We start from the raw sequence: 21,269 nt of genomic DNA, 5'->3' as shown, positions 1-21,269 counted from the left end.
AATTATTTAGCTCCTTTTTCATTTAATGCTGTAAGAACTTTTGCTATGTCTTTTCTGATACTTGAAATTTTGTGTGTTTGGTCTAAACTACCTGTTGAGTTTTTGAATCTTAAAGTTCAAAGTTCTGCTTTTAAATCATTAACAAGTTTTAATAACTCTTCTCTTGATTTAGCTTTAATGTCTTTGTATAACATTATTTATCTCCTTCTTGATTCTTTGTAATAATTTTTCATTTAACTGGAAGTTTGTGACCTGCAAGTCTAAGAGCTTCTCTAGCTCTTTCTTCTGAAACACCACCAATTTCAAACATAACTGTATTTTCTTTTACAGATGCATATCATAATTCTGGAGCACCTTTACCTGATCCCATACGAACACCAATAGGTTTTGATGTTTTAGCAAAGTGTGGGAAGATACGGATAATAACTTGTCCTTCACGTCCAAGACTACGTGTAGCAGCAATACGAGCTGATTCAATTTGTCTTGATGTAATAAGTGAAGGTGTTGCGGCTTGAAGTCCAAATTCACCGTATGATACTGTGTTTCCTTTGTGAGCTTTACGTTTGTTTGGGTTTACTAAAAATGGTTTACGATATTTAGTTCTTTTTGGTTGAAGCATGTTTTCTTTCTCCTTCCAAAATTTCTCCTAATGATACTCAAACTTTAATTCCGATTGCACCATATGTTGTTCTAGCTGTTGCTGTTGCATAGTCAACATTTTGTCTAAGTGTGTGAAGTTTCATTTCTCCTTCAGAATATCCTTCTGTACGAGCCATATCAACACCATTTAAACGACCACTAACGGCTGTTTTGATTCCTTTTGCTCCAGCTCTAAGTGCGCTACGAATAGCGATTTTTTGAGCTGAACGGAAGCTTTCACGGTTTTCTAATTTAGTTGCAATCATTTCTGCAAGTAATTTTGCATTAAGATCTGGGTTTGCAAGTTCTACAACTTGTAAATTAACATTTAAGTTTCTGTTTTTTAAGAATTTCTTTAATTTTAAAGTTAATTCTTGAACGTTTTTACCTTCTTGACCTAAAACGGCAGCAGGTTTAACTGTGTGAATATACACTGTTACTTTGTTATCTTGTGTTCTTTTTACTTGTACTTTTCCGATTTGGTATTGACGTACTAATTTATCAAAGAATTTATAAATTTTAGCATCTTCAACTAAGTAGTTTCCGAATTGCTCTTTACCAACAAATCAAGTTGAGTTATGTGCTTTAGTTACTCCGTAACGAAAACCATTTGGATTAACCTTTTGTCCCATATTAATTTCTCTCCTCTAATGTTATTGATAAATTTGATGTACGTTTTAAAATTGAGTAAGCTCTACCATGACTTCTAGGTTGGAATCTTTTAAGAGTTGGACCTTCATTAACATAAACTTCTTTAACAAATAATTTTGAAGCATCCATACCATGATTGTTTGTAGCATTTGCAATTGCTGAGTTTAATAATTTAACGAAAATTGGAGCAGATTTTTTGTTTGTATTTTTAAGGATTCCTAATGCTTTAACAACATCAAGTCCTCTAAATAAGTTAGCAACTAAAGCTGCTTTTGAAACGCTAACTCTTTGGAATTTAACGTGTGCTTTTGCTTGTTGTGCCATTATTTTTTCTTACCTTTATCTGCACCGTGACCTGAGAAGGTTCTTGTTGGTGAGAATTCACCAAGTTTGTGACCTACCATATCATCTGTTACGTATACTTCGTTAAATACTTTTCCGTTGTGCACTGCAAATGTAAGTCCAACGAAATCTGGGAAGATTGTTGAACGTCTTGATCATGTTTTAATTGGTTTTTTAGGTGCTTTACCTGATACAATAGCATCTACTTTTTTAAGTAAGTGCTCATCAGCGAATGGACCTTTTTTAAGACTACGTGCCATTATTTAGCATCCTTTCTTCTTCTTAAAATTAATTTGTTTGAAGATTTCTTAGTTTTTCTTGTCTTAACTCCAAGAGCTTTTTTACCTCATGGTGTAAGAGGAGCTTTACGCCCAACAGGTTGTTTTCCTTCTCCCCCTCCATGTGGGTGGTCTACAGGGTTCATAACTGATCCACGAACTGTAGGTCTGATTCCTTTGTGTCTGTTAATTCCAGCTTTACCAACGTTTACAAGTAAGTGTTCTTCGTTTCCAACAACTCCAATTGTTGCACGGCAACGAGCTAAAATACGACGTGTTTCACCTGATTTTAATCTTAAAACAACGTATTTTCCGTCTTCATCTTTACCAAGAATTTGAGCAGAAGTTCCGGCACTACGTGCAATAATACCTCCACCTCCTGGTTGCATTTCAATGTTGTGTACAAATGTTCCTTCTGGGATGTTTGCAAGTGGTAATGAGTTACCAACAACGATATCTGATTCAGGACCTGAAACAACAACTTGTCCTAATTTGATACCTTTAGGAGCTAAAATGTATCTTTTTTCTCCATCTGCATAAGCTAATAAACAAATGTTTGCTGATCTGTTTGGATCATATTCAATTGTTTTTACTGTAGCAGGAATGTTATCTTTATTACGTTTGAAATCTACAAGTCTGTAGAAACGTTTAACACGTCCTCCATGATGTCTTACAGTAATTTTACCTTGGTTGTTACGCCCTGCATTGTTTTTTAAATTCACAAGAAGTGATTTTTCAGGAGCGTGACCTGATAAGTTCTGTTTAAAATCAAGAGTAGACATGTTTCTACGACCATTTGTCGTAGGTTTATAGTGCTTAATAGCCATATTATTTGTCTCTCCTTTGCTTAAAAATAGTTGCGGATCTTCTTTTAAGCATGCATAATTCCGCATTTATCGCAATTTTAAATCTTGATTTAAAATTAGATTATTTATTATTCTCCACCAACTTTTCTTGATGAAGTTGATTTTTTAACTGATGATGTTTTGTTTGTTTTAGTTGCTGTTGCTTTTTTGTTGAATTTAGCAGCTAATTTGCTTTCTTTTTCAGCAACTTTTGCTTTTGTTTCTTTTGATGAAGCTTTTGCTTTAACTTCTTCTACTTGTTGTTCTTCACCTGGGAATAAGTTAATTACTTGTCCTTCAGCTACTTTAACGATCGCTTTTTTGTATCTGTTTGTAAATCCATGGAAACGACCAATGTTTTTTGGTTGTTTTTCAACTTTGATTGTATTTACACTAACTACTTTAACTTGGAAAATTGTTTCTACTGCTTGTTTAATTTGGTGTTTGTTTGCATGGTAATCAGCAATAAAAGTATAAACACCATTACTCATTTGTGAGTTTGTTTTTTCTGTTAAAAGAGGTGCACTAATAACTTTTGTAAGTTCCATTATTTAGCCTTCCCTTCTAAAATTTTTAATGATTCGTTTGAGATGATCATAACATCTGCTCAAATAAGTTCTTCAACGCTAATTGAGTTAGCTTTTGTTGTTTTAACATTTTGAAGGTTTCTTGATGAGTAGAATACATTTCTATCTTCTGTAACAATTAAAACGTGTTTTAAGTTTGCTACTTGTAAATCTTCAAGGTGTTTTACTAAAGCTTTTGTAGAAATTGATTCAAGTGTAAGGTCATTTACAATAACAGCTTTATCGTTTGCAAGAAGTGTTAATCCTGAAACAAATGCAGCGTATCTAACTTTTTTGTTAACTTTTAATGAATAGTTTTTAACTGATTGAGGACCAAATGCTCTACCTCCACCAACTCAAATAGGTGAACGCATTGAGCTGTGACGTGCACGTCCTGTTCATTTTTGTCTTCAAGGTTTTTTACCACTACCGCTAACTTCAGCACGGTTTTTAACTTGGTGTGTTCCTTGTCTTACGCTAGCTCTTTCTGACATAATTGTGTCAAAAATTGCTTGTTCGTAAATTTTTTCACTGTTGAAAAGGTTTTTTGGTAATTGAACTTCTACTGATGGTTTTGCAACTTTAGCTGTTTTTTGAACTTTAACTGCAGCAGGTTTTGAAGGTTTTTTAGCAGCTGATGCGCTTTTAGCTTTTGCAGCTGGTTTAGCTTTTGTTGTTGTTTTTTTAGTTTCAGCCATGATTATTTGTCCCCTTCTTTTGCTTCTGCTTCTTCGATTAATTGTTTAAGTTCACTTGAGTGCATTCCAACTGTAACTTCAATGTTGTATTTTTTAGCTTTTTCAACAAGTTCGTTCATTAAAATAACTTCTTGTACATCAACAAGTTTAACTGCTTCACGGTTTGGAAGCCCTTTAACAGCTTCTTTAACCATAACAAATGATTTTTTAGGACCTGGAATTGATCCTTTAACAAGAATGTAATTGTTTTCTACATCAACCTTTACAATCTCTAAGTTTTGAACTGTTGTTTTAACATGTCCAAGGTGTCCAGGCATTGTCATACCTTTGTAAACACGGTTACCTGAAATATCTCCAAGTGATCCTGTTTGTCTAACTGGTTGACTACCTCCACCTCCACCGTGAGATTTAGGTCCAATGTGTTGATTGTGTCTTTTAATTGTTCCAGCAAATCCTTTACCTTTTGAGATACCTGTTACATCAACAAGTTCTCCTGCAGCAAATAAATCAGCTGTAACTGTAGCACCGAGTTCGTATCCAGACATATTACGAACTTCTTTTATGAAGCGCTTAGGTGTTGTTTGCGCTTTAGCAAACTGACCAGCATCTGGTTTGTTTGTACGTGAAGCTTTTTTATCAAAAACTGATAATTGAGTTGCAACGTAACCATTAACTTCGTCAGTTAAAACTTTAGTAACAACATTTGGTTGAACTTCTATAACAGTAACTGGTATTCTTGAACCAGTTTCACTGAAAATTTGAGTCATCCCAACTTTACGTCCTAAGATTCCTTTCATTCTAGTCTCCTTATTTTTTTATAAATAAATTTTAAAATCACTAAGTGTGATTATTTAACTTTAACTTGAATTTGAACACCAGCTGGTAATTCAATTCTTTTAAGTTTTGCAAGAGTTTCTTTTTCGTTTGCAAATTCTGAAATTACGATTAATCTTTGGTGTGTTCTACTTTCGAATTGTTCACGAGATGGTTTGTTAATGTGAACAGATCTTAAGATTGTAATTTCTTCTCTTTTTGTAGGAAGAGGAACTGGTCCACTTACCTTAGCTTTTGTTTCTTCTGCTAATAAAACAATTTTTTTAGCAGCCGCATCCACTAATGCGTGGTCGAAACCTTGTACTTTAACATTTAATTTATTCATGTTGTCTCCTTTGTTCTTTTTTGAACATAGCTCACTATAAAAACTCAATAAACCCTCAACAACTTTTTTTGGTGTATTGACAACCTTATAGGTCCTCGCTATATTGCTAATTAATTATAAGTTAAAAAATAAAAAACGGAAATGAAAATTCCGCTTTTTTTATTTGAACAACTCTTCTTGGTGTATTGAGCGCAAAAATTAATGTAAACTTTTCTCAATTCAACTTTTTAACACAGGTGCAGGAATATATTCGTACCCTTTTTCTAAGATTTCTTCGTTTTTAATCAATAAAATTGTAGGCACTTTCAAAACTTTTCATTTAGTATCTGGGTTTCTAAAAAGTTTTGCTTCTTCAGCATCTACATTAATAAATGAAATGTTGTTGTTATCTTTATATTCGCTTGCAACTGAATCTACAACTGGCTTCATCATTTTACAATCACCGCATCATTCTGTAGTAAATTCTAAAAAGATTAATTTATTTTTATTTGATGCAAGAAACTTTTCTGCATCTTGTCATAACATTTTTTCAAACATAATTATTCCTCGTTATTAATAATTGGTGAATGTTTTTCTAATATCTCAAAAACATTTAGGACTTTTTTATCTTCATTTTTTTGTTCTAAGTTTCCCTCTAAAGTTTCGTCAGTTTTATTAGTTATTAAATAACTAGTAGTTGCTTTTTTTGCTTCAGATAAAGAATTCATTTCTTCTTTTGATAAGTTACGTTCTACTTCATTAAATTTAATAAGCTCTTGAATAAGCTTTAAAAAACTAATTGAGTTATATTGTAACTTTGCATATTTTGCATTTTTAAAAAATACATCAAATCATTCCACTGTTTTTTCAGTTAGCACAAAAGGAAGTTTTCTATTTTTAAGTTTTGAATAATATTCAGTAGCTGTAATCTTGTAGATTTTTTGCTTAAACATTTTAAATGGAAAAATAAATCTAAGTTTGACAATGATAAAACCTAAAAATAAGATTAAGAGAATAATTGAAAAAACAAACGCAAGTGGTAAGTAATATAAAATGTTAAAAATAGTATCAAAAAGAAAACCAATATGATTTCAGAAAAAGTTTTCTTGAACTACATATTGCTCTCAAAATCCCGTTTTAAAGATATTCTCGGTTAAAATGATTTTAAATTGGAAATCCTTGTTGTATGCATAATTTAAAATCATATGATCAAAAAAGCTTCAAAAAATAAAGATATTTCAAATGAAAATAAGAATTTCTCTTTGGGCATGGAAAATAGAAACTTTTCGATATTTTCCAAATCACCCTACACATTTACCATTATAAGCATTACTTATAATAAGCACACCACAAGTAGCATAGCCACATAAAATTAAAGGTAAAACTAAGTTACCAAAAATTAAATCAATGGTGTAAATGTAAAACTTCACAAATCAATATGAAGCACCAAAAGAAGCATTTAAAGCAAGTGCAGTTATGTTAAAAAACAAAAGAAAAGTTGTAAGTGAAAAAATAAGAGCAATTTTTCATCTTTTGTTCTTTTCCACGAAAGTTCGATAATCTTTTGGTTCATCTTCAATTTTAAGATTTTGAATTTCTTTATTTATATCTTTTAATTTCATAATTAAATAGTTGTAAATGTAACTGCAACCATTGGGTCTTTATCAGTTAATTTAAAAATTCTCTTTCTTATGCTTTTTCTAAGTTTTTCAGTTACTTCTTTTAATGAAGTGAAGTCATTTTCTTGGAATACTTTAATGATTGTTTCTTTAACTAAAGTGTCAATTTTTTCTTTATCAGATTCATCAATTACACCGATGTAATTAATGTGTAAATTACTAATTATTTTCTTTGTTTTAGGAGAATAAATAGAGTTAATAATCACCACTCCTTCTCTACCTAAAGCTTCTCTTTCAGAGATAACTTCACTTGAAATATCTCCTACCCCAAATCCGTCAATAATTAAATCTCCAACTGGTTTTACTTTACCATTTGTACTAAATAATTTTCCATCTACAAAGTGAGCAATTCTTCCATTTGATAAAGAAATAGAGTTAATTTTTTGATTCTTTTTAAGATTATTTTCAACATACATTATTGCGTCTGCTAAATATCTATAAAGACCTTGAGTTGGAATAAAGTGTTCGGGTTCCAGCATATTAACTAGGTTAGAAATATCTTCCTTTGTAGGTCTATTTCTGTAATATTCATTATCCGGAATATCGTATAAAATTGGAAAATTCTTTGCGATATTATCAAGCACAACAGCTGCAGTTGATTCAAGACCATTTACTGGTGGAGCAAGCATTAATACTGTATCAGTTGGTAAGATTTTTAAATAAACATCTTTTTCATCTGTGATTCTCATGAAACGTAAATATAAGCGTTCAATTGAACCAGTAACTAAAATAACAGCATTTTTGTGTTTTGAAACTTTCTTATAATCAATAAATTCAGGCATTTCAAGCTCTGGGTTTGCTTTCTTAAGCAAATCAAGCAATTGACCGTAAGTCTTCCCATAAGGAGCTACAGGGCGATTGTATTTTTTAGCAAGGTCTAAAATTTGCTGTAAAACAACCATTTCTTCATCATAAGCACCAACAATAATTCTGCTTTCTTTATTTGTTTTTTCGAAAATGTCTAAAACTTCAGAAGGAAGCCGGAGTTTATCGATTGCTTTTCCTGAAAAATTACTTTTACCAGCATCAGAAATTAAAGCAACTATTTTACGATTATCTAAAAGCTTTTTAAGGAAAGAAAAACTTGTTCTTCCATAAATTCCAAGATTCCCTTCAATATAGTTAAACATAAAAAGGTAATCTCCATTTGGTGTTATGAAATCAAAAGCATTATTTCCTGGCATACTTCCAGTAAGCGGAATCGGCATAACTTCTAAAGAACCAATTTTAGTTCGAGCATTTAAAATAACAATTTTATAATCCTTTGGATTGATTTTGTATTTATTTAAACGATCAATAATCATTCATTTATTAAATGCTGATGTATAGATCGTTAAATTAGGAATTTTCAGCACAAGTCAAGGAAGTGCGCTAAAAGTTTCATTTTTAACATCAGAGATAAAAATTCCCTTGATTTTCTTTCTTTTTGATTCTAAATAACCAAAATCTGGAATTAAGGTATCAACACCATTTTGAGAATTAATCGGAATTTTCACACCCGCATTGATTACAAAGATTTCATCATTGTATTCAAACACGTATGAATTTTTACCATTTTCATCTTGCCCTCCTAAGGCAAAAATATTTACGTGATTCATTTTTCTCCTTTAAAAAATTATTTATGTGAATTGAAAAAATATTTAATTTATTAAATAATTAATTTAATTATAACAAATGAAAAAATAATGTGAATTTTTAAATTTTAGAAATGCTTTTTTACTCTTTGAAAATTTTCATTTTTTTCTTTAAAGGCCTAAAATATAGTATAATTTGTACAATAAAATTCATTTAGGAGAGAAAAAAATGACAAAAAAAGAATTTATTGCTCAAGTAGCAGAAAGAGCTCAATTCACACCAAAAGAAGTAGAGAAAGTTTTTGACTCAATGGTTTTTGTGCTTAAAGAACAATTAATCGCTGAAGAAAAAGTGCAATTATCACACCTTGGAATCTTCTCAACAGTAATTAAACAAGAACGTACAATTACAAATAGATTTACAGGTGCAGAACAAGTTGTTCCACAAAAACGTGTGATTAAATATAAACCTTCTAAATATTTACGTGAAACAGTTGATATTAGAAATGACTAATATTAATTTGTAAAAATTTAGTTTTTCCAAAAATTATAAAAGTGGCAATTTGCTGCTTTTTTTACAAAAATGACAATAAACCTGGAAATTCTAACTCTAAATATAAACAATTGCTTTTTACATCATTATAACTAATATGTTTTTTACCTTCCTTGATTGCCTTCTCAATAAATTCTAGACCAACCTTTCAAAAAGTATTATTGTGCGAGAAAAACAAAACTATAAAAGATTCTCCACCACTTTGTTTAATAATCCTTAGATATTCTAATTGGTGCTTTTGGATGTTCGCTAAATAGAAATTATCTTCATTGCAGGTTTTTGCTTCAAAACACACAAAAATACCCTTATAACACCCTATATAATCAACAGTGCTTTTTCCTGATAGATAGGCTTTTGAAACATTTTTCTTTTCTCCGTTTTTAGTTATATCCACAAATTTTATAGGTATTTGTTTTTTCTCAATATAAGCAATTTTATTCTTTCAATAAAAATCAATTGTTTTATTGATTATTTTCTCAAGTAACATTCCTTTATTTTTCATAACATTATTAATATAATTTTTTTATCTTTGCGCACATTTTTTAGGAAAATTGGAATTAAAAAATGTGCGCTCGTAAAAAAATAATTAATAAAGTCACGAAGATAATTATAAAAACAATTCTTGTGTGAAATCGTATGCTATATGAATTTTAAATATAAAAAACAAGTTAAATAAAATTTTTAAATTTTCTTTGGTTAATGAATCAATTTTTTAAGCCTTATTTTCATAAAAATTGCTTAAAAAATTTCGTTATATTTGTATAATAATTAACAACAAATGAAAATATTTTAAGGAGTCAAAATGCGTAAAACAGTTATTGTTGGTAACTGAAAAATGAACAAAAATTTTTCTGATACTAAAGCTTTTTTAGGGCAATTAGAAAATGTTTTTGAACAAAATAAAAACAAAATAATTGATAACCTTGACTTTGGTATTGCAGCACCTTTCCCAAATTTAGCTGCATTTAAAGAATCAAAAGTTGAAGGTTTAAAACTTGCAGCACAAGATATGTCACAATTTGACAAAGGCGCTTACACAGGTGATACATCTGCAGATATGCTTTTAGATTTAAATGTTAAATATGTAGTTTTAGGTCACTCAGAAAGAAGAGCATACCACTTTGAAACTGATGAAGTTGTTAATGCAAAAGCTGCTAAAGCTATTGAAAAAGGTTTAACACCTATTGTTTGTGTTGGTGAAACACTTGAACAATATGAACAAGGTAAAACAAAAGAAGTTGTTAAGGAACAAGTAGAAAAATCATTAAAAGGTTTAGATTTATCTAAATTAGTGATTGCTTACGAACCAATTTGAGCAATTGGAACCGGTAAAGTTGCTACTCCTGAAGTTGCTGAAGATGTATGCAAATACATTCGTTCAATTACAGCTGATCATGCAATTATTCAATATGGTGGATCTGTTTCACCTAAAAATGTTGCTGAACTTCACTCAATGCCAAATATCGATGGTTTTCTTGTAGGTGGAGCTTCATTAGAAGCTGATAGCTTTGTTCAACTTTTAACATTAGGAAAATAAAAGATACTGAATTGTTATTATTTTTAATAGCAATTGGTATTTTTTTATAACAAATGAACAAAAAAATAATTTATATTGATTTTGAAGCTATTACAGAAAATTACCTCAGTCCTTTAGGGATTAAAAAAATTCATGATTTACCTTTTATGTATACCATCGGGCATTACAACAAAAATAATAAGTTTATAACTAAAACATCTTTTTTTAAGTTTGATAAGCTTGTTAAAAAAGTGAATGAACAAAATAAAGCTAACTGACCCTACATTAAAGAGCACATTGTTAATTCAATTAATACTTTAATTCACGAAAATTGAACAGCGCAAAAATTAGAAAATCAAATTGATTTTGCTGGTTGAAACCCTGGTCTTGAAAAGAAAATTCTTACTGAATATTGTAAATTTGATAATTCAGTTTTTAATGTTATTACTCACAAAACACCAATAGCTTTAGATAAAGTAATTCCAAAAAATTTATTTCTTAAGAAACAAAATACAGACTATTTTTCATATACTAAACCATTTTTAAGTCAAATGGGAATTCATAAATTGCAAATCGATAAATCTGGTAATATAGCTGCATTTTTAGGCTCAGTTTTGCTTGGTTCAACAATTCGCTCTTCATATATTTTTAAGAAACTTCGAAAAACTGGGGATAATTTAGAATTCCAAAAAGTGCGTCAAGAACTTATTAAATATAACTTAGATGATGTTTTAAAGCTTGATTTTTATGAACAAAACAAACAAAAGTTAACTAAATTAATTGATGAACAAGATGAGCTTGTAGGCCCAATTAAACTTCAAAGAAAGAAATTTAACAAAGTTATTTTAGATATTGCAAAACAATTTCGTCTTGAAAACTTTAAAAAGTTTCATAAAGCATATTTAGATAAGTTTAAAAATTTAGACTCAAGTAATTTAATTAAAAAAATTCAATCCGTCTTTGATACATTTAAATTGAATACTGAATTTCTCTTAAGCTTCCAACAAAATTACTTAGGATCAAATCTTGAAATTATTTCACAAGGTCTTGTAACTTTCTTAGAAAAAGTGAAAAACATTGGTGATGATGTTCTTTTAGAACAAATTACCGAATCACAACTTCAGCCAATTGAAGTTGTGATTCTAAAAAATGTGATTGCGCTTGAAATTAAGAACACTAATCCAAACTTTTTCAAAATCACTGATATTTTAAACAAAAGAATTAAAGCCTTTAATCAATTTGAAAGCTACTTAAAAAACAACTTCAAGCTAAATACAGTCTTAGAAGTAAAAAATATGATGCTTACAATTGGTTCTGTCCTTGAATTTATTCAAGAAAATGATTATCAAAATGGTTTTGCTTCCCTTAAAAATGATTTCATTGAATTTACTAAAAACACACGTGATGAAAATAAATTAAAAATTGAATTACTTAATAAAGAAGAAGAAAAAGTTGTCTTTAATTTATTTAAAAAATACTTAAATATCTCAATCAAATAACAGGTATTTAAGTATTTTTTATCACTAAAATTTAGGAATATCTAGAAAAAAAGTAATAAAAAATAGAGCCAGGCTCTACTTATCATTTCTTGAAATATAAAGTAAATATGGAATAAAAAACATTCCATAAATACTTCCAAGGATCGGAACTACAATTAAAGATAAAAGAAATAATGTAAGGTTTTGAACGTTCCGTTGATAAAAAGTAAAAATTAAAATAAATAAAATGATAATTTTAAAAATGAATACCATTATTGCAAGTAATAAAAATAATGGATTAGGGTTAGGTAATTGAGTAAGGAATATAATTCCAAAAATCACTTCTAATAAACCGAAGATAAGTGTTGGAATTCCAAAAAATTTTAAATTTAATCTAAGCATAGAATTAATAGTATACTAAATTTGAAAAAAGGTATAAAAAAATGGCGATCACGAGAGGATTCGAACCTCCGACCACAAGCTTAGAAGGCTCGTGCTCTATCCAGCTGAGCTACGCGACCACGTAATATTATTTTACAACAAAATCAAAAAATCAAAAACATTTTATTGAATTAAAATTGTGATATTTACTAATAAAAAAGACCACTAGACACAACACTTCCTCATGTGGCTGCTACATTTCTGTCCTGACCAAGTTAGTGGGTTATTGTTCTAATGGCTATAAAATTATAGCACATAAAAATGAAATTTATAAATTAGAAAAATCACTCGCATATTTTTATTAAATAGCAAACGAAATGTCACATTAGTTAAGTTTATTTTGTATAATTGTTTTGCTATATTAGTTGCACACTTAAACAAAAAGATTTTTATAGTAAAATTGATAAAAAATATTTTTATAAATTAGAAAAGTCACACGCAAATTTAATGCGTGTGACTTTTTTGTGTCCATTGTGTAAAATAATAATGCTAAATAGAAAGGACACATTTTTATTATATGAAAAAATTAATAGATTTATCTAAACAAAATATTATTTGTGTAAAAAATAATGCTGAAAACTTCCGTCACTTCATCATCAAAGAATCTGATGATGAGATAAAACGTCTTCACTCAAATGTTTCGTCTAAAAGGTTGCTTAGAGATAAACAAATATCTATACTCTTAATGTGGGAAATTATTTTGAAAGTTCTATTGTTGAATTCAGTATCAAAAGCGGCGAAATATTTTGGTTATCAATCTAGAACGGTTAAGCAAAAAATGGAAATAATGATTGAAAAAAATGACTATCATAAAAGCCTAAAAAATAAAGTTATTTGCAAAATTTGCGGATCTAAAATTTTTATAACTAAATTTCTCTCGTTCAGAAAACTATCAAATCATTTGCTTAGTTATAAAACCAAAAGGTTAATGATAGTGTCAGAATCACAAAAAAATAAGTGAAGTCACTTTAAGAAATATTGAAACGATGTAACTAAAGAATTAAGAAAAAAAGCAAGCAAAAACTCTAAAAACATTAAATGTAAAATGTCTGTTAAGTTTATGATTAACTCGTTTAAACAAACAAATCAAAATGCTTTTTGTCCTACATTTAGCACAGTTTACAAAGCTCTAAAGCAACAAAGAATAAAACTTTCTTTTGACCCGCTTTTATATTTATCAAGAGGTGGTTATACAAAAACTACATTAAAGCAAGGTAAAAGGTCATTGATACACGCTAGAGACGTAAAATATAGACCTAAAGAAGCAAATTTAAGATTAGAAAAAGGTCATTTTGAAGCTGATACAGTAGTTGGTAAAAGAGAAGATAAGTTTGTTCTTTTCACACTTTTAGATCGTAAAACTAGAGAGTTATACATTGCTTTAACAAAAAGAGATGCAAAATCAATTAACAAAGCATTAAGGATGTTAATAAGAAAATACAATCTCGAAATAAAAACCTTAACAGTAGATAACGGTAGTGAAAACACACTTCTTCATAAAGTGGTAGGTAAGAAAAAGTTATTTAAATGTAAACCTTATGCTTCGTATCAAAAAGGTTCAATTGAAAATGCTCATAGATACATTAGAAGATTTATTCCGAAGGGTAAAAGTTTCAATTCACTCACACAAGAATACGTGTTTTGAATCAAAGAACAAATCGATGAATACAAAAGAATATTAGCAATAGAAAATTAAAATTAATATCAATAAATGCTAAGTTCAAGAATGATGACCTAAACCAAATTTATGTGAAGAAAAACTATTTTTTGTGTAAATATCAGTTTAAATAAGAATAGTCTTGTAATGACAGTCTTTTGTTACAAATACATTAATTGCGTTGGCACGCGGCCTTCTCTTCTTTTCTTTCGGAGAAAAGAAGCAAAAGAACTTCAAAATTCAAATTAATAGCAATAAAAGAAAGCTTGGTATTTAAGCGCTAAACTAGATTTTTGTGGTTGAAGCCCATTTGATGTGTAATGTCAGTTTATCGCTGTATTGTTCTATGTCTATCTTTTGTTACAGATTCAAAGATTGCGCTGCCGCACAGGCCTTCTTTTCTTTCGGAGAAAAGAAGCAAAAGAACTTCAAAATTTATAAGAAAACAAGCCACAAGGGCTTGCAATTTTGATTTTACCTTTGTCAGTATTTATTCATTTTTAGCTCTAATTTTTTTATAATTTAAACATTAAAAAAGCATTGTTATTTTTTTGACACTTAACTTGCGCGTCACTTTTCCAATTTTTATAAAAAATATTTTTTGTTTTTTGTTTTTTATGTATAATAATTTAGCAACCAAACAAAATGGGGGGATAGCAAAGCGGCCAAATGCGGGTGGCTGTAACCCACTTTCTTAGGATTCGGGGGTTCGAATCCCTCTCCCCCCACCATTTTGCCCCATAGCCAAGCGGTAAGGCAGCGGGTTTTGGTTCCGCCATGCGTTAGTTCGAATCTAACTGGGGCAGCCATATCACCGGAAGGTGATTTTTTTATACCTTTTTAAAATAAAAAATAACTTTTTGTTTAAAATTAATTTAATATGAAAAAAGAATTAGAAAAAATTACTCCACTTGAAGTGGACTTTGCCAAATGATATACAGATGTAGTAAAAAATGGGAATTTAATGGCTTATGGGCCAACAAAGGGAACTATCGTTTTTAAACCTAATTCATATGGGATTTGGGAAATTATTCAACAAGAATTGAATAAAATTTTTAGGGAAAAAGGTGTTCAAAACGTTTATCTTCCACTTCTTATTCCAGAAAGATTATTTAACTTAGAAAAAGAACACATTGAAGGATTTAACCCCGAATTAGCCACAGTTACTAAAGTGGGAGATAGAGATCTTAATGAAAAACTTTTTATTAGACCTACTTCAGAGGTTTTATTTGCTGATTTATTTAAAAATTCAATTGAATCTTATAATGATTTACCACTTATTTATAACCAATGATGTAGCGTTATGAGATGAGAGAAAACAACTAATCCTTTCTTAAGAACTCGTGAATTCTTATGACAAGAAGGGCACACATGTCATTCAGACCCAATGGAAGCTCGTAAGTTCACAAGAACAATGATTTCAACATATGCTAAATTCTTACAAAAATATTTAGCTATTCCTACAGTTGTGGGTAAAAAAACTCCACATGAAAAATTTGCAGGTGCTTGTTCAACTTACACAATTGAAGCAATGATGAAAGATGGTAAAGCTTTACAAGCTGGTACAAGTCATTACTTGGCTCAAAACTTTTCAAAACCATACCAAATTACATTCAAAAATAAAAACAATCAACTTGAAAATGTGTATCAAACTTCATGAGGTGTAACTACAAGGCTACTTGGTGCAATCATTATGACTCACGGAGATAATAGAGGGATTATCATTCCGCCTAGAGTTGCTCCAGTACAAGTAGATATTTTAGAACTTTTTGCAAATAAAGAACCAAAAGTTAAAGACGTATCAAAACAAATTTATGATCAATTGAGCAAGAAATTCAGAGTAAGAGTTGATGCAAGCGATAAAACAGTTGGTTTTAAAGCTTCTAATAGCGAAATTCAAGGTGTTCCATTAAGAATTGAAGTTGGACCAAGAGATTTAGCTAATAATCAAGTCACATTAGTTAGAAGAGATACACTTGAAAAAATAACTGTTGATATTAATGATATTAAAAAAACAGTGACTACGCTTCTTAATAACATTCATGACAATTTATATAGCGCAGCCAAAGAAAGATTAGATTCTAGAACTGTACTTGTTAAAAATTACGATGAATTTAAAGAAAAAATTGCCCAAAACTACTTTGTTATTGCTCCATTTTGCTGTGGATCTGAAGCAGAAGAAAGAATTAAAGAAGAAACTGGTGCATCAACAAGATGTATTCCAAAAAATATGGATAAACCAGGTAAAGATGTGGAATGTATTTTCGAATCTTGCGACACAAAAACAGCTAGATATGTTGTTTTCGCAAAAGCGTATTAATTTTTTAAGCTAAAACTTTCAATAGTTTTAGCTTTTTTATTTTTTCTTTTTAAAAAAGACGAATCATTGAAAATGTGGAACAAAAATGATCCAAAATCAGATATTTTTTGCAAAGAAAGCCCAATTTTTGTACATTTAAAAATGAAAGGAGAATAATAATGAATTCAATTCTAACAAAGGAAGAAAAAACATTTTACAATCAACAATGTAGGCTTACTAGAGAAATTTGCAAAATGCACCTACTTTATTTAGACAACATTAAAAAACAAATATCTTGTCTTAAGTTTAAGGAAAGATTTGAAAAAACTAATCCTGAATTTACCGCAAAGAGACAATTACTTGAAGAAAAACTTCAACAAAATGATAGTTTGATACAAATTGTATTATCGAATATGTCTCCAAAAAATGCATGAATAATCGAAAAAACCTATTTAAGTAATAATTACAATAGTGAATGATACTTAGATTATTTTTCTAAAACAACTTTTTACAAAAGAAAACGTGAGGCAATTAAAGAATTTGTTGATCTTTATTTTAGTAACTAATTATGATAGTTTGAGATCACGTTTATAACGAACATAAAATCTTTGAAGTAGACAATTTTAACTACAGCCACAAAATCTTAAAGCACCATCCTTATTTATCAGGTTTTGTTAATGAAGCATTTATCAGAATTAATAAAAACTTGGAAAGTGGGTTTTTTGACATTGATTCTAAAATTTCTACCAATTTCCCAAGTTATTACCAAAGTCGATCTAGTTATGTAATTTATATTAATGGTAAAAAGATAATTAATAAAACTTCAGTGAGCAAAGAACATGTTCACATTGATGAATCTGTTTTAAACCTGAAATACACCCAAATTAAGGAAGTTACTTACGAAATTTATTATGAAAACCAAAAAGTTTTAACTTATGCAACCTTATTTTCAGAATTTGAAAAAACAAGAGTTGAAGAAGTGATTAATACACCTAAATTTATTGCAAAAATTCCAAGAAGCATTGAACTAAATTATCGAAACGCTAAAACAATTTATGTTAATAAATACTTTGCTTCATATATTTTAGATATCAACAAATTAGATAATCAAAATTATTTAAATAAAGTGGCTCATTTAACTATCGGCAGCAACCCAAAATGATATCCTCTCTCGGATAAAGAAAAGCCATTTAAAAATTTAAATTCTCTAACTTTAAAGAAATTCCTAGTTCCAGGTTTATATAAAAATAACTTTGAAGTGCGAGTGAAAGAAATAAGTAAAAAAGAATACAACATCCGTGCGCGTGAATTTGAATTATTAATTGACTCTTTTTACATAACTGATGAAAATACAGGAAAAATTGTTAAAAGCAGTTCATTTGGCTCTAAAAAATCAATCAAGGCTCCTTTTAGATACAAAGGCCAAGTAGAAATGCAATTTTGACTAGATTGTCCTGATATTGAAATGTTAGTAACTTACAATTATTTGCTTAGTGAAAATACGCAATACCAAATTCCAAAGAAACCAAAAATTCAAATTGATCCAATTAACCAAAAAGTAACTAACTTCAGATATAAAATTGACTTTGACAAGCTAACTGACAAACGCAAAGAAGGTTATGTGTTTATTAAAGATGATTGAATTCTTGAGCAACCTTTTATCCTAGAAAATAAGGAAAATAAGCAAAAAGATGATTAAAAAAATCTTCATTTATTTAGCATTAATGCTTTCAGTTTGTGCAATTTCCTTTGGTTGCTATTTCGTTATAAAATCAAATACTACTAACAACGAAACTAAAAATAAAGAGTTAAAACCAAGTGAAGAATTTTTGCGAATTTTTCCACTTGTTGATGCAAAATATTTCCAAGATTATTTGCTAGAAGATGGCGATGGAAGCTTTTATATTAATACAGAAATTATTGATAAATTAGTTGAAGATATTTCTCGAAGAGTGAGCACTTATGACGGCGATTTATACTTTGATTATGAGATAGTGAGCAAACAACAAATTCTGATTCACTTCTTATTTGGACACCAAAATGGTCAAAAACTTACTCAAAGTTATAACATTCACATTTAATTAATTGGTATATAATAAAACTATGAACACAAGAGAAATTATTATTAAAAAATTACAAAATTTAACTAAAGTTAAATTTAATGAAGATTCTTTGTTAGAAGATCTTAAAATTGATTCATTGGATTTAGCTGAATTAATTATTGAAGCTGAACAAGCTTTTGACATCAGTATTGATGATAATAAATTAAATGATGTTAAAACTGTAAAAGATGTAATTTTACTAATTGAAAATTCTAATTAGTGTATAATATAAAGGCTTAGGAGTATAGTTCAACGGTAGAACAACGGGCTTCAACCCCGTGTGTTGTGGGTTCGAATCCTGCTACTCCTGCCATTTTTTTTATACTTTTTTTTACTAAATTAATATAATTAAAATTATGAATAATAAATTTTCAATTATTGGCACAGGTGCTTGAGCAACCGCTATTGCAAATGTTTTAATCGATAATAATGTACAAGTTAAAATGTACGGAATTAACAAGCAAGAAATTAGTGATATTAACAAAGGAAGAAACACTAAATTCTTTGGTGAAACACTCCTTACAAATTCACACTTGCTTTCTGCTACAAGTAGTTTAGATGAAGTGCTCCAATTTTCAAATAATATCGTGCTCGCAGTTCCATCAGTTGCTTTAGATTCAGTAACAAAAAACATTAAAGCACAGCTTAAGGATGCTAAAATTAATGTAATAAACGTAGCTAAAGGTTTTGATAATACAACCGGAAAATTCTTATCAGATATTATTGAAGCTAACCTTGGTGATTCAATGATTAATCTTGCAACTTTTATTGGTCCTTCATATGCAATTGAGGTTTTTGAGAAAAAACTCACAATGATTAATGTAGCTACTAAAAACGAAATTTATGCTAACTTTTTATGCGAAATTTTTGATAATCATTACTTTAAATTGGAATGAATTTCAAATGAAATGGGAGCTCAAATTTTCGCAGCTCTTAAAAACGTTTTAGCTATTGGAGTTGGGATAATTGCTTACAATAATCCTGGTAAAAACACTCACTCAGCAATGATTTCACTTGGAGTTAGAGAAATTCTCAAGGTTTATCACGTAATGAGTAATGATAATAATGATATGGTTGGGTATGAACTTTCAGGAATTGGAGATGTGTTTCTTACTTGTTCATCAACTAAGAGTAGAAATTTTAGTTTTGGACAAAAAATAGCACAAATTGGTGTGGATCAAAGCCTAAAACAAGAAAAAATGACCATTGAGGGTTATGACACAGCTAAAATTCTTAAAAATATTTTAGAAAGTCATAAAGTTTATGTTCCGTTATTAAAAAACATAGTTGATGTTCTTTTTAATAGCAAGGAGCCAAACCAAATCTTGGACTTTCTAAATTGATAATTTAAACCTTGAATATGGTAAAATATAAAAAATATAAATCATTAAGAATCATTAAGGAGAAAAATGATTAAGTTTACATTAGATAAAAAAAGTGCTGAAGTTGTTGCTACTTCAGTTGTTAATAAAGAAGACTTTACAAAAGCATTAGAAAAAAACATTGATGCTGCTGCTAAAAAAGTGGTTGTTAAAGGTTATAGAGCAGGTAAAGCGCCTCGTGAAGAACTTTTAGCTAGAGTAGATTCATCAAAAGCTATTGCTAAAACAATTGAAGAGTTTGCTTCAAAAAGATTCCAAGATGTTTTAAAATCATTTAGCGAAAAAGAAAACGAAGAATTTGCAAAAGCGGCTTTCGGGCAACCTCTTTTAGATAATGAAACAGACAAAGATGGAAACGTAATTCTTAAATTTGTTTTCCCAGCTCTTCCTGATACATCAGAATTATCATTAGAGAAAGTAAAAGTTAAATACCACTTGGATAAAGTAACAAAAGAAGTTGTTAATAGTGAAATTGACAAGCTTGAACAATCACTTGGAACAACAAGAGATCTTAAAAAAGGTGAAAAAACACAATTAGGTGACATCGTTACAATTAACTTCAAAGGATTCATTAACGATGAAGCTTTCGAAGGTGGAGAAGCTTCAGAATATGACCTTGAACTTGGTTCAAAAGCTTTCATTCCCGGTTTTGAAGATCAACTTCTTGATAAAGCAAAAGGATACAAAGGTGATGTTACAGTTACTTTCCCAGCTGATTACTACGTTAAAGAATACCAAAGCAAACCAGCTGTATTTAAAGTAGAAATCTTAAAAGCAAAAAGAAAAGAATCAGCAAAACTTGATGAAAAAACTTTAAAAGAAATATTGCCTCACTTAAACGTTAAATCTGTTGAAGAACTTAAAGAAGTAATTAAAGAGAACTTATCACTTCAAAATTGATCACAATCACAAGATGCTCTTCTTAAAAGCATTGTTGAACAATTAACAAAAGAATCAAGCTTAGTAATTAACAAAGCTCTTTACCAAAAAAGAGTTGCTGAATTAAACAAAAACTTCTCGGATTCATTAAAACAATTTGGTGTTAAAAAACACGAATACTTACGTGTAACAAAAACAACAGAAGAAGATTTAAATAAACAATTAGAAGAACAAGCGCTTAACGAAACAAAAGAAAGTGTTGTGTTTAACTGATTATTATCTCTTTCTCCACAAGCTAGCGAAGAAGACGTTAAAGAATTCCAAGAACAACTTGGTAATAAAGAAAAATTAGGTAAAGCTGATCTTACTGCAATTACTTCAAGATACAAATTAGTTAAATTTATTCTTTCAGTAGTTGATAAAAAAGGTTTAGAAGCATTTGAAAAAGCAACAAAAGAAGCTTTTAAATAAGAGTGCAAAAAATAATCATCACTTCTAGTGGTGATTATTTATAAAAAAACGAAGACAAATCCTGAGTTTCCAAGTTGAGCC

At 29.4% G+C, this 21,269-nt stretch carries 26 protein-coding genes, 4 tRNA genes and 1 other RNA gene; 14 read left to right on the top strand and 17 right to left on the bottom strand.

The genetic code is table 4. The features are described 5' to 3' along the window. Window positions 1-2 precede the first annotated feature (2 nt). The 13 genes from rpmC to GOQ20_RS01635 form a co-directional block, all read right to left on the bottom strand. The gene (gene rpmC / locus GOQ20_RS01695; protein ID WP_129620423.1) at window positions 3-194 is read right to left on the bottom strand and encodes a 50S ribosomal protein L29; all 192 of its coding nucleotides are present in this window, start codon (window positions 192-194) and stop codon (window positions 3-5) included. Continuing rightward, window positions 194-619: a 50S ribosomal protein L16 gene (gene rplP / locus GOQ20_RS01690; RefSeq protein WP_129620422.1), complete on the bottom strand. Its 426-nt coding sequence runs from the start codon at window positions 617-619 to the stop codon at window positions 194-196. Before rplP ends, rpmC begins: the two co-directional genes overlap by 1 nt. Beyond that, entirely contained in the window at window positions 597-1,271 is a 675-nt protein-coding gene (rpsC, locus tag GOQ20_RS01685; RefSeq protein WP_167845149.1) for a 30S ribosomal protein S3, read from the bottom strand. The genes rplP and rpsC overlap by 23 nt, the downstream gene beginning before the upstream one ends. 1 nt (window position 1,272) lies before the next feature. Further along, the gene (gene rplV / locus GOQ20_RS01680; protein ID WP_318028587.1) at window positions 1,273-1,614 is read right to left on the bottom strand and encodes a 50S ribosomal protein L22; all 342 of its coding nucleotides are present in this window, start codon (window positions 1,612-1,614) and stop codon (window positions 1,273-1,275) included. Next, window positions 1,614-1,892, bottom strand: coding sequence for a 30S ribosomal protein S19 (gene rpsS / locus GOQ20_RS01675; protein WP_167845148.1), 279 nt, complete (start codon window positions 1,890-1,892; stop codon window positions 1,614-1,616). Before rpsS ends, rplV begins: the two co-directional genes overlap by 1 nt. Further along, the gene (gene rplB, locus GOQ20_RS01670; RefSeq protein WP_129620418.1) at window positions 1,892-2,737 is read right to left on the bottom strand and encodes a 50S ribosomal protein L2; all 846 of its coding nucleotides are present in this window, start codon (window positions 2,735-2,737) and stop codon (window positions 1,892-1,894) included. Before rplB ends, rpsS begins: the two co-directional genes overlap by 1 nt. A 107-nt stretch (window positions 2,738-2,844) precedes the next feature. Continuing rightward, on the bottom strand, window positions 2,845-3,303 hold the full coding sequence (gene rplW, locus GOQ20_RS01665) for a 50S ribosomal protein L23 (RefSeq protein ID WP_129620417.1): 459 nt from the start codon (window positions 3,301-3,303) through the stop codon (window positions 2,845-2,847). Continuing rightward, complete coding sequence (gene rplD, locus GOQ20_RS01660) at window positions 3,303-4,019, bottom strand: 50S ribosomal protein L4 (RefSeq protein ID WP_167845147.1); 717 nt, start codon at window positions 4,017-4,019, stop codon at window positions 3,303-3,305. The genes rplW and rplD overlap by 1 nt, the downstream gene beginning before the upstream one ends. A 2-nt stretch (window positions 4,020-4,021) precedes the next feature. Beyond that, window positions 4,022-4,816: a 50S ribosomal protein L3 gene (gene rplC, locus GOQ20_RS01655; protein WP_167845146.1), complete on the bottom strand. Its 795-nt coding sequence runs from the start codon at window positions 4,814-4,816 to the stop codon at window positions 4,022-4,024. Between the two features lie 50 nt (window positions 4,817-4,866). Then, complete coding sequence (rpsJ, locus tag GOQ20_RS01650) at window positions 4,867-5,178, bottom strand: 30S ribosomal protein S10 (RefSeq protein ID WP_129620414.1); 312 nt, start codon at window positions 5,176-5,178, stop codon at window positions 4,867-4,869. A 198-nt stretch (window positions 5,179-5,376) separates the two neighbouring features. Beyond that, window positions 5,377-5,715, bottom strand: coding sequence for a thioredoxin family protein (locus tag GOQ20_RS01645; RefSeq protein WP_167845145.1), 339 nt, complete (start codon window positions 5,713-5,715; stop codon window positions 5,377-5,379). Window positions 5,716-5,717: 2 nt separating this feature from the next. After that, entirely contained in the window at window positions 5,718-6,779 is a 1,062-nt protein-coding gene (locus GOQ20_RS01640; protein WP_167845144.1) for a hypothetical protein, read from the bottom strand. A gap of 2 nt (window positions 6,780-6,781) precedes the next feature. Then, a complete protein-coding gene (locus GOQ20_RS01635; RefSeq protein ID WP_167845143.1) occupies window positions 6,782-8,434 on the bottom strand; it encodes a ribonuclease J in 1,653 nt (550 codons plus the stop codon). A gap of 205 nt (window positions 8,435-8,639) precedes the next feature. On the opposite strand from GOQ20_RS01635, the gene GOQ20_RS01630 reads away from it, so the two are divergent. Next, complete coding sequence (locus GOQ20_RS01630; protein ID WP_167845142.1) at window positions 8,640-8,924, top strand: HU family DNA-binding protein; 285 nt, start codon at window positions 8,640-8,642, stop codon at window positions 8,922-8,924. 61 nt (window positions 8,925-8,985) lie between these two features. On the opposite strand, the gene recU is transcribed toward GOQ20_RS01630, so the two are convergent. Continuing rightward, on the bottom strand, window positions 8,986-9,465 hold the full coding sequence (gene recU / locus GOQ20_RS01625) for a Holliday junction resolvase RecU (protein WP_129620409.1): 480 nt from the start codon (window positions 9,463-9,465) through the stop codon (window positions 8,986-8,988). Window positions 9,466-9,765: 300 nt separating this feature from the next. Here recU and tpiA point away from each other — a divergent pair, with 300 nt between their 5' ends. Next, a complete protein-coding gene (gene tpiA, locus GOQ20_RS01620) occupies window positions 9,766-10,500 on the top strand; it encodes a triose-phosphate isomerase (RefSeq protein WP_129620408.1) in 735 nt (244 codons plus the stop codon). A 53-nt stretch (window positions 10,501-10,553) separates the two neighbouring features. Next, window positions 10,554-11,978: a hypothetical protein gene (locus GOQ20_RS01615; protein ID WP_167845141.1), complete on the top strand. Its 1,425-nt coding sequence runs from the start codon at window positions 10,554-10,556 to the stop codon at window positions 11,976-11,978. 75 nt (window positions 11,979-12,053) lie between these two features. Here the strand turns inward: GOQ20_RS01615 and GOQ20_RS01610 are convergent, their stop codons facing one another. The 3 genes from GOQ20_RS01610 to ffs form a co-directional block, all read right to left on the bottom strand. After that, complete coding sequence (locus GOQ20_RS01610) at window positions 12,054-12,359, bottom strand: hypothetical protein (RefSeq protein WP_167845140.1); 306 nt, start codon at window positions 12,357-12,359, stop codon at window positions 12,054-12,056. A 42-nt stretch (window positions 12,360-12,401) separates the two neighbouring features. Further along, window positions 12,402-12,478, bottom strand: a tRNA-Arg gene (locus GOQ20_RS01605). A 69-nt stretch (window positions 12,479-12,547) separates the two neighbouring features. Continuing rightward, window positions 12,548-12,644, bottom strand: an RNA gene (ffs, locus tag GOQ20_RS01600) — signal recognition particle sRNA small type. A gap of 271 nt (window positions 12,645-12,915) precedes the next feature. Between ffs and GOQ20_RS01595 the strand changes: the two genes are divergently transcribed. The 11 genes from GOQ20_RS01595 to tig all read left to right on the top strand — a co-directional run bounded on the left by GOQ20_RS01595 (window position 12,916) and on the right by tig (window position 21,188). After that, window positions 12,916-14,094 carry an IS30 family transposase gene (locus tag GOQ20_RS01595; protein ID WP_167845067.1) on the top strand — a complete coding sequence of 393 codons (1,179 nt, stop codon included), beginning with the start codon at window positions 12,916-12,918 and terminating at the stop codon, window positions 14,092-14,094. A gap of 608 nt (window positions 14,095-14,702) precedes the next feature. Continuing rightward, window positions 14,703-14,786 (top strand) — tRNA-Tyr (locus tag GOQ20_RS01590). A gap of 3 nt (window positions 14,787-14,789) precedes the next feature. Further along, window positions 14,790-14,864 (top strand) — tRNA-Gln (locus GOQ20_RS01585). 71 nt (window positions 14,865-14,935) lie between these two features. After that, on the top strand, window positions 14,936-16,375 hold the full coding sequence (proS, locus tag GOQ20_RS01580; RefSeq protein ID WP_167845139.1) for a proline--tRNA ligase: 1,440 nt from the start codon (window positions 14,936-14,938) through the stop codon (window positions 16,373-16,375). A 158-nt stretch (window positions 16,376-16,533) separates the two neighbouring features. Next, a complete protein-coding gene (locus GOQ20_RS01575) occupies window positions 16,534-16,920 on the top strand; it encodes an MG284/MPN403 family protein (protein WP_167845138.1) in 387 nt (128 codons plus the stop codon). 2 nt (window positions 16,921-16,922) lie between these two features. Further along, complete coding sequence (locus GOQ20_RS01570) at window positions 16,923-18,053, top strand: hypothetical protein (protein ID WP_167845137.1); 1,131 nt, start codon at window positions 16,923-16,925, stop codon at window positions 18,051-18,053. After that, window positions 18,046-18,435, top strand: coding sequence for an MHO_1590 family protein (locus GOQ20_RS01565; RefSeq protein ID WP_167845136.1), 390 nt, complete (start codon window positions 18,046-18,048; stop codon window positions 18,433-18,435). Before GOQ20_RS01570 ends, GOQ20_RS01565 begins: the two co-directional genes overlap by 8 nt. Before the next feature lie 22 nt (window positions 18,436-18,457). Then, a complete protein-coding gene (locus GOQ20_RS01560) occupies window positions 18,458-18,676 on the top strand; it encodes a phosphopantetheine-binding protein (RefSeq protein ID WP_167845135.1) in 219 nt (72 codons plus the stop codon). Window positions 18,677-18,694: 18 nt separating this feature from the next. Then, window positions 18,695-18,769 (top strand) — tRNA-Trp (locus GOQ20_RS01555). A 43-nt stretch (window positions 18,770-18,812) separates the two neighbouring features. After that, the gene (locus GOQ20_RS01550; protein WP_167845134.1) at window positions 18,813-19,802 is read left to right on the top strand and encodes an NAD(P)H-dependent glycerol-3-phosphate dehydrogenase; all 990 of its coding nucleotides are present in this window, start codon (window positions 18,813-18,815) and stop codon (window positions 19,800-19,802) included. 63 nt (window positions 19,803-19,865) lie between these two features. After that, on the top strand, window positions 19,866-21,188 hold the full coding sequence (gene tig, locus GOQ20_RS01545; RefSeq protein WP_167845133.1) for a trigger factor: 1,323 nt from the start codon (window positions 19,866-19,868) through the stop codon (window positions 21,186-21,188). The last annotated feature ends 81 nt before the right edge of the window (window positions 21,189-21,269 follow it).

It is taken from the genome of Mycoplasmopsis gallinacea (genome assembly GCF_012220205.1).
GTDB classification, from domain to species: Bacteria; Bacillota_I; Bacilli_A; order Mycoplasmatales; family Metamycoplasmataceae; genus Mycoplasmopsis; species Mycoplasmopsis gallinacea_A.
The sequence above is the reverse complement of the archived record's forward strand: the minus strand, read 5'-3'. Positions and strand labels throughout refer to the sequence as shown.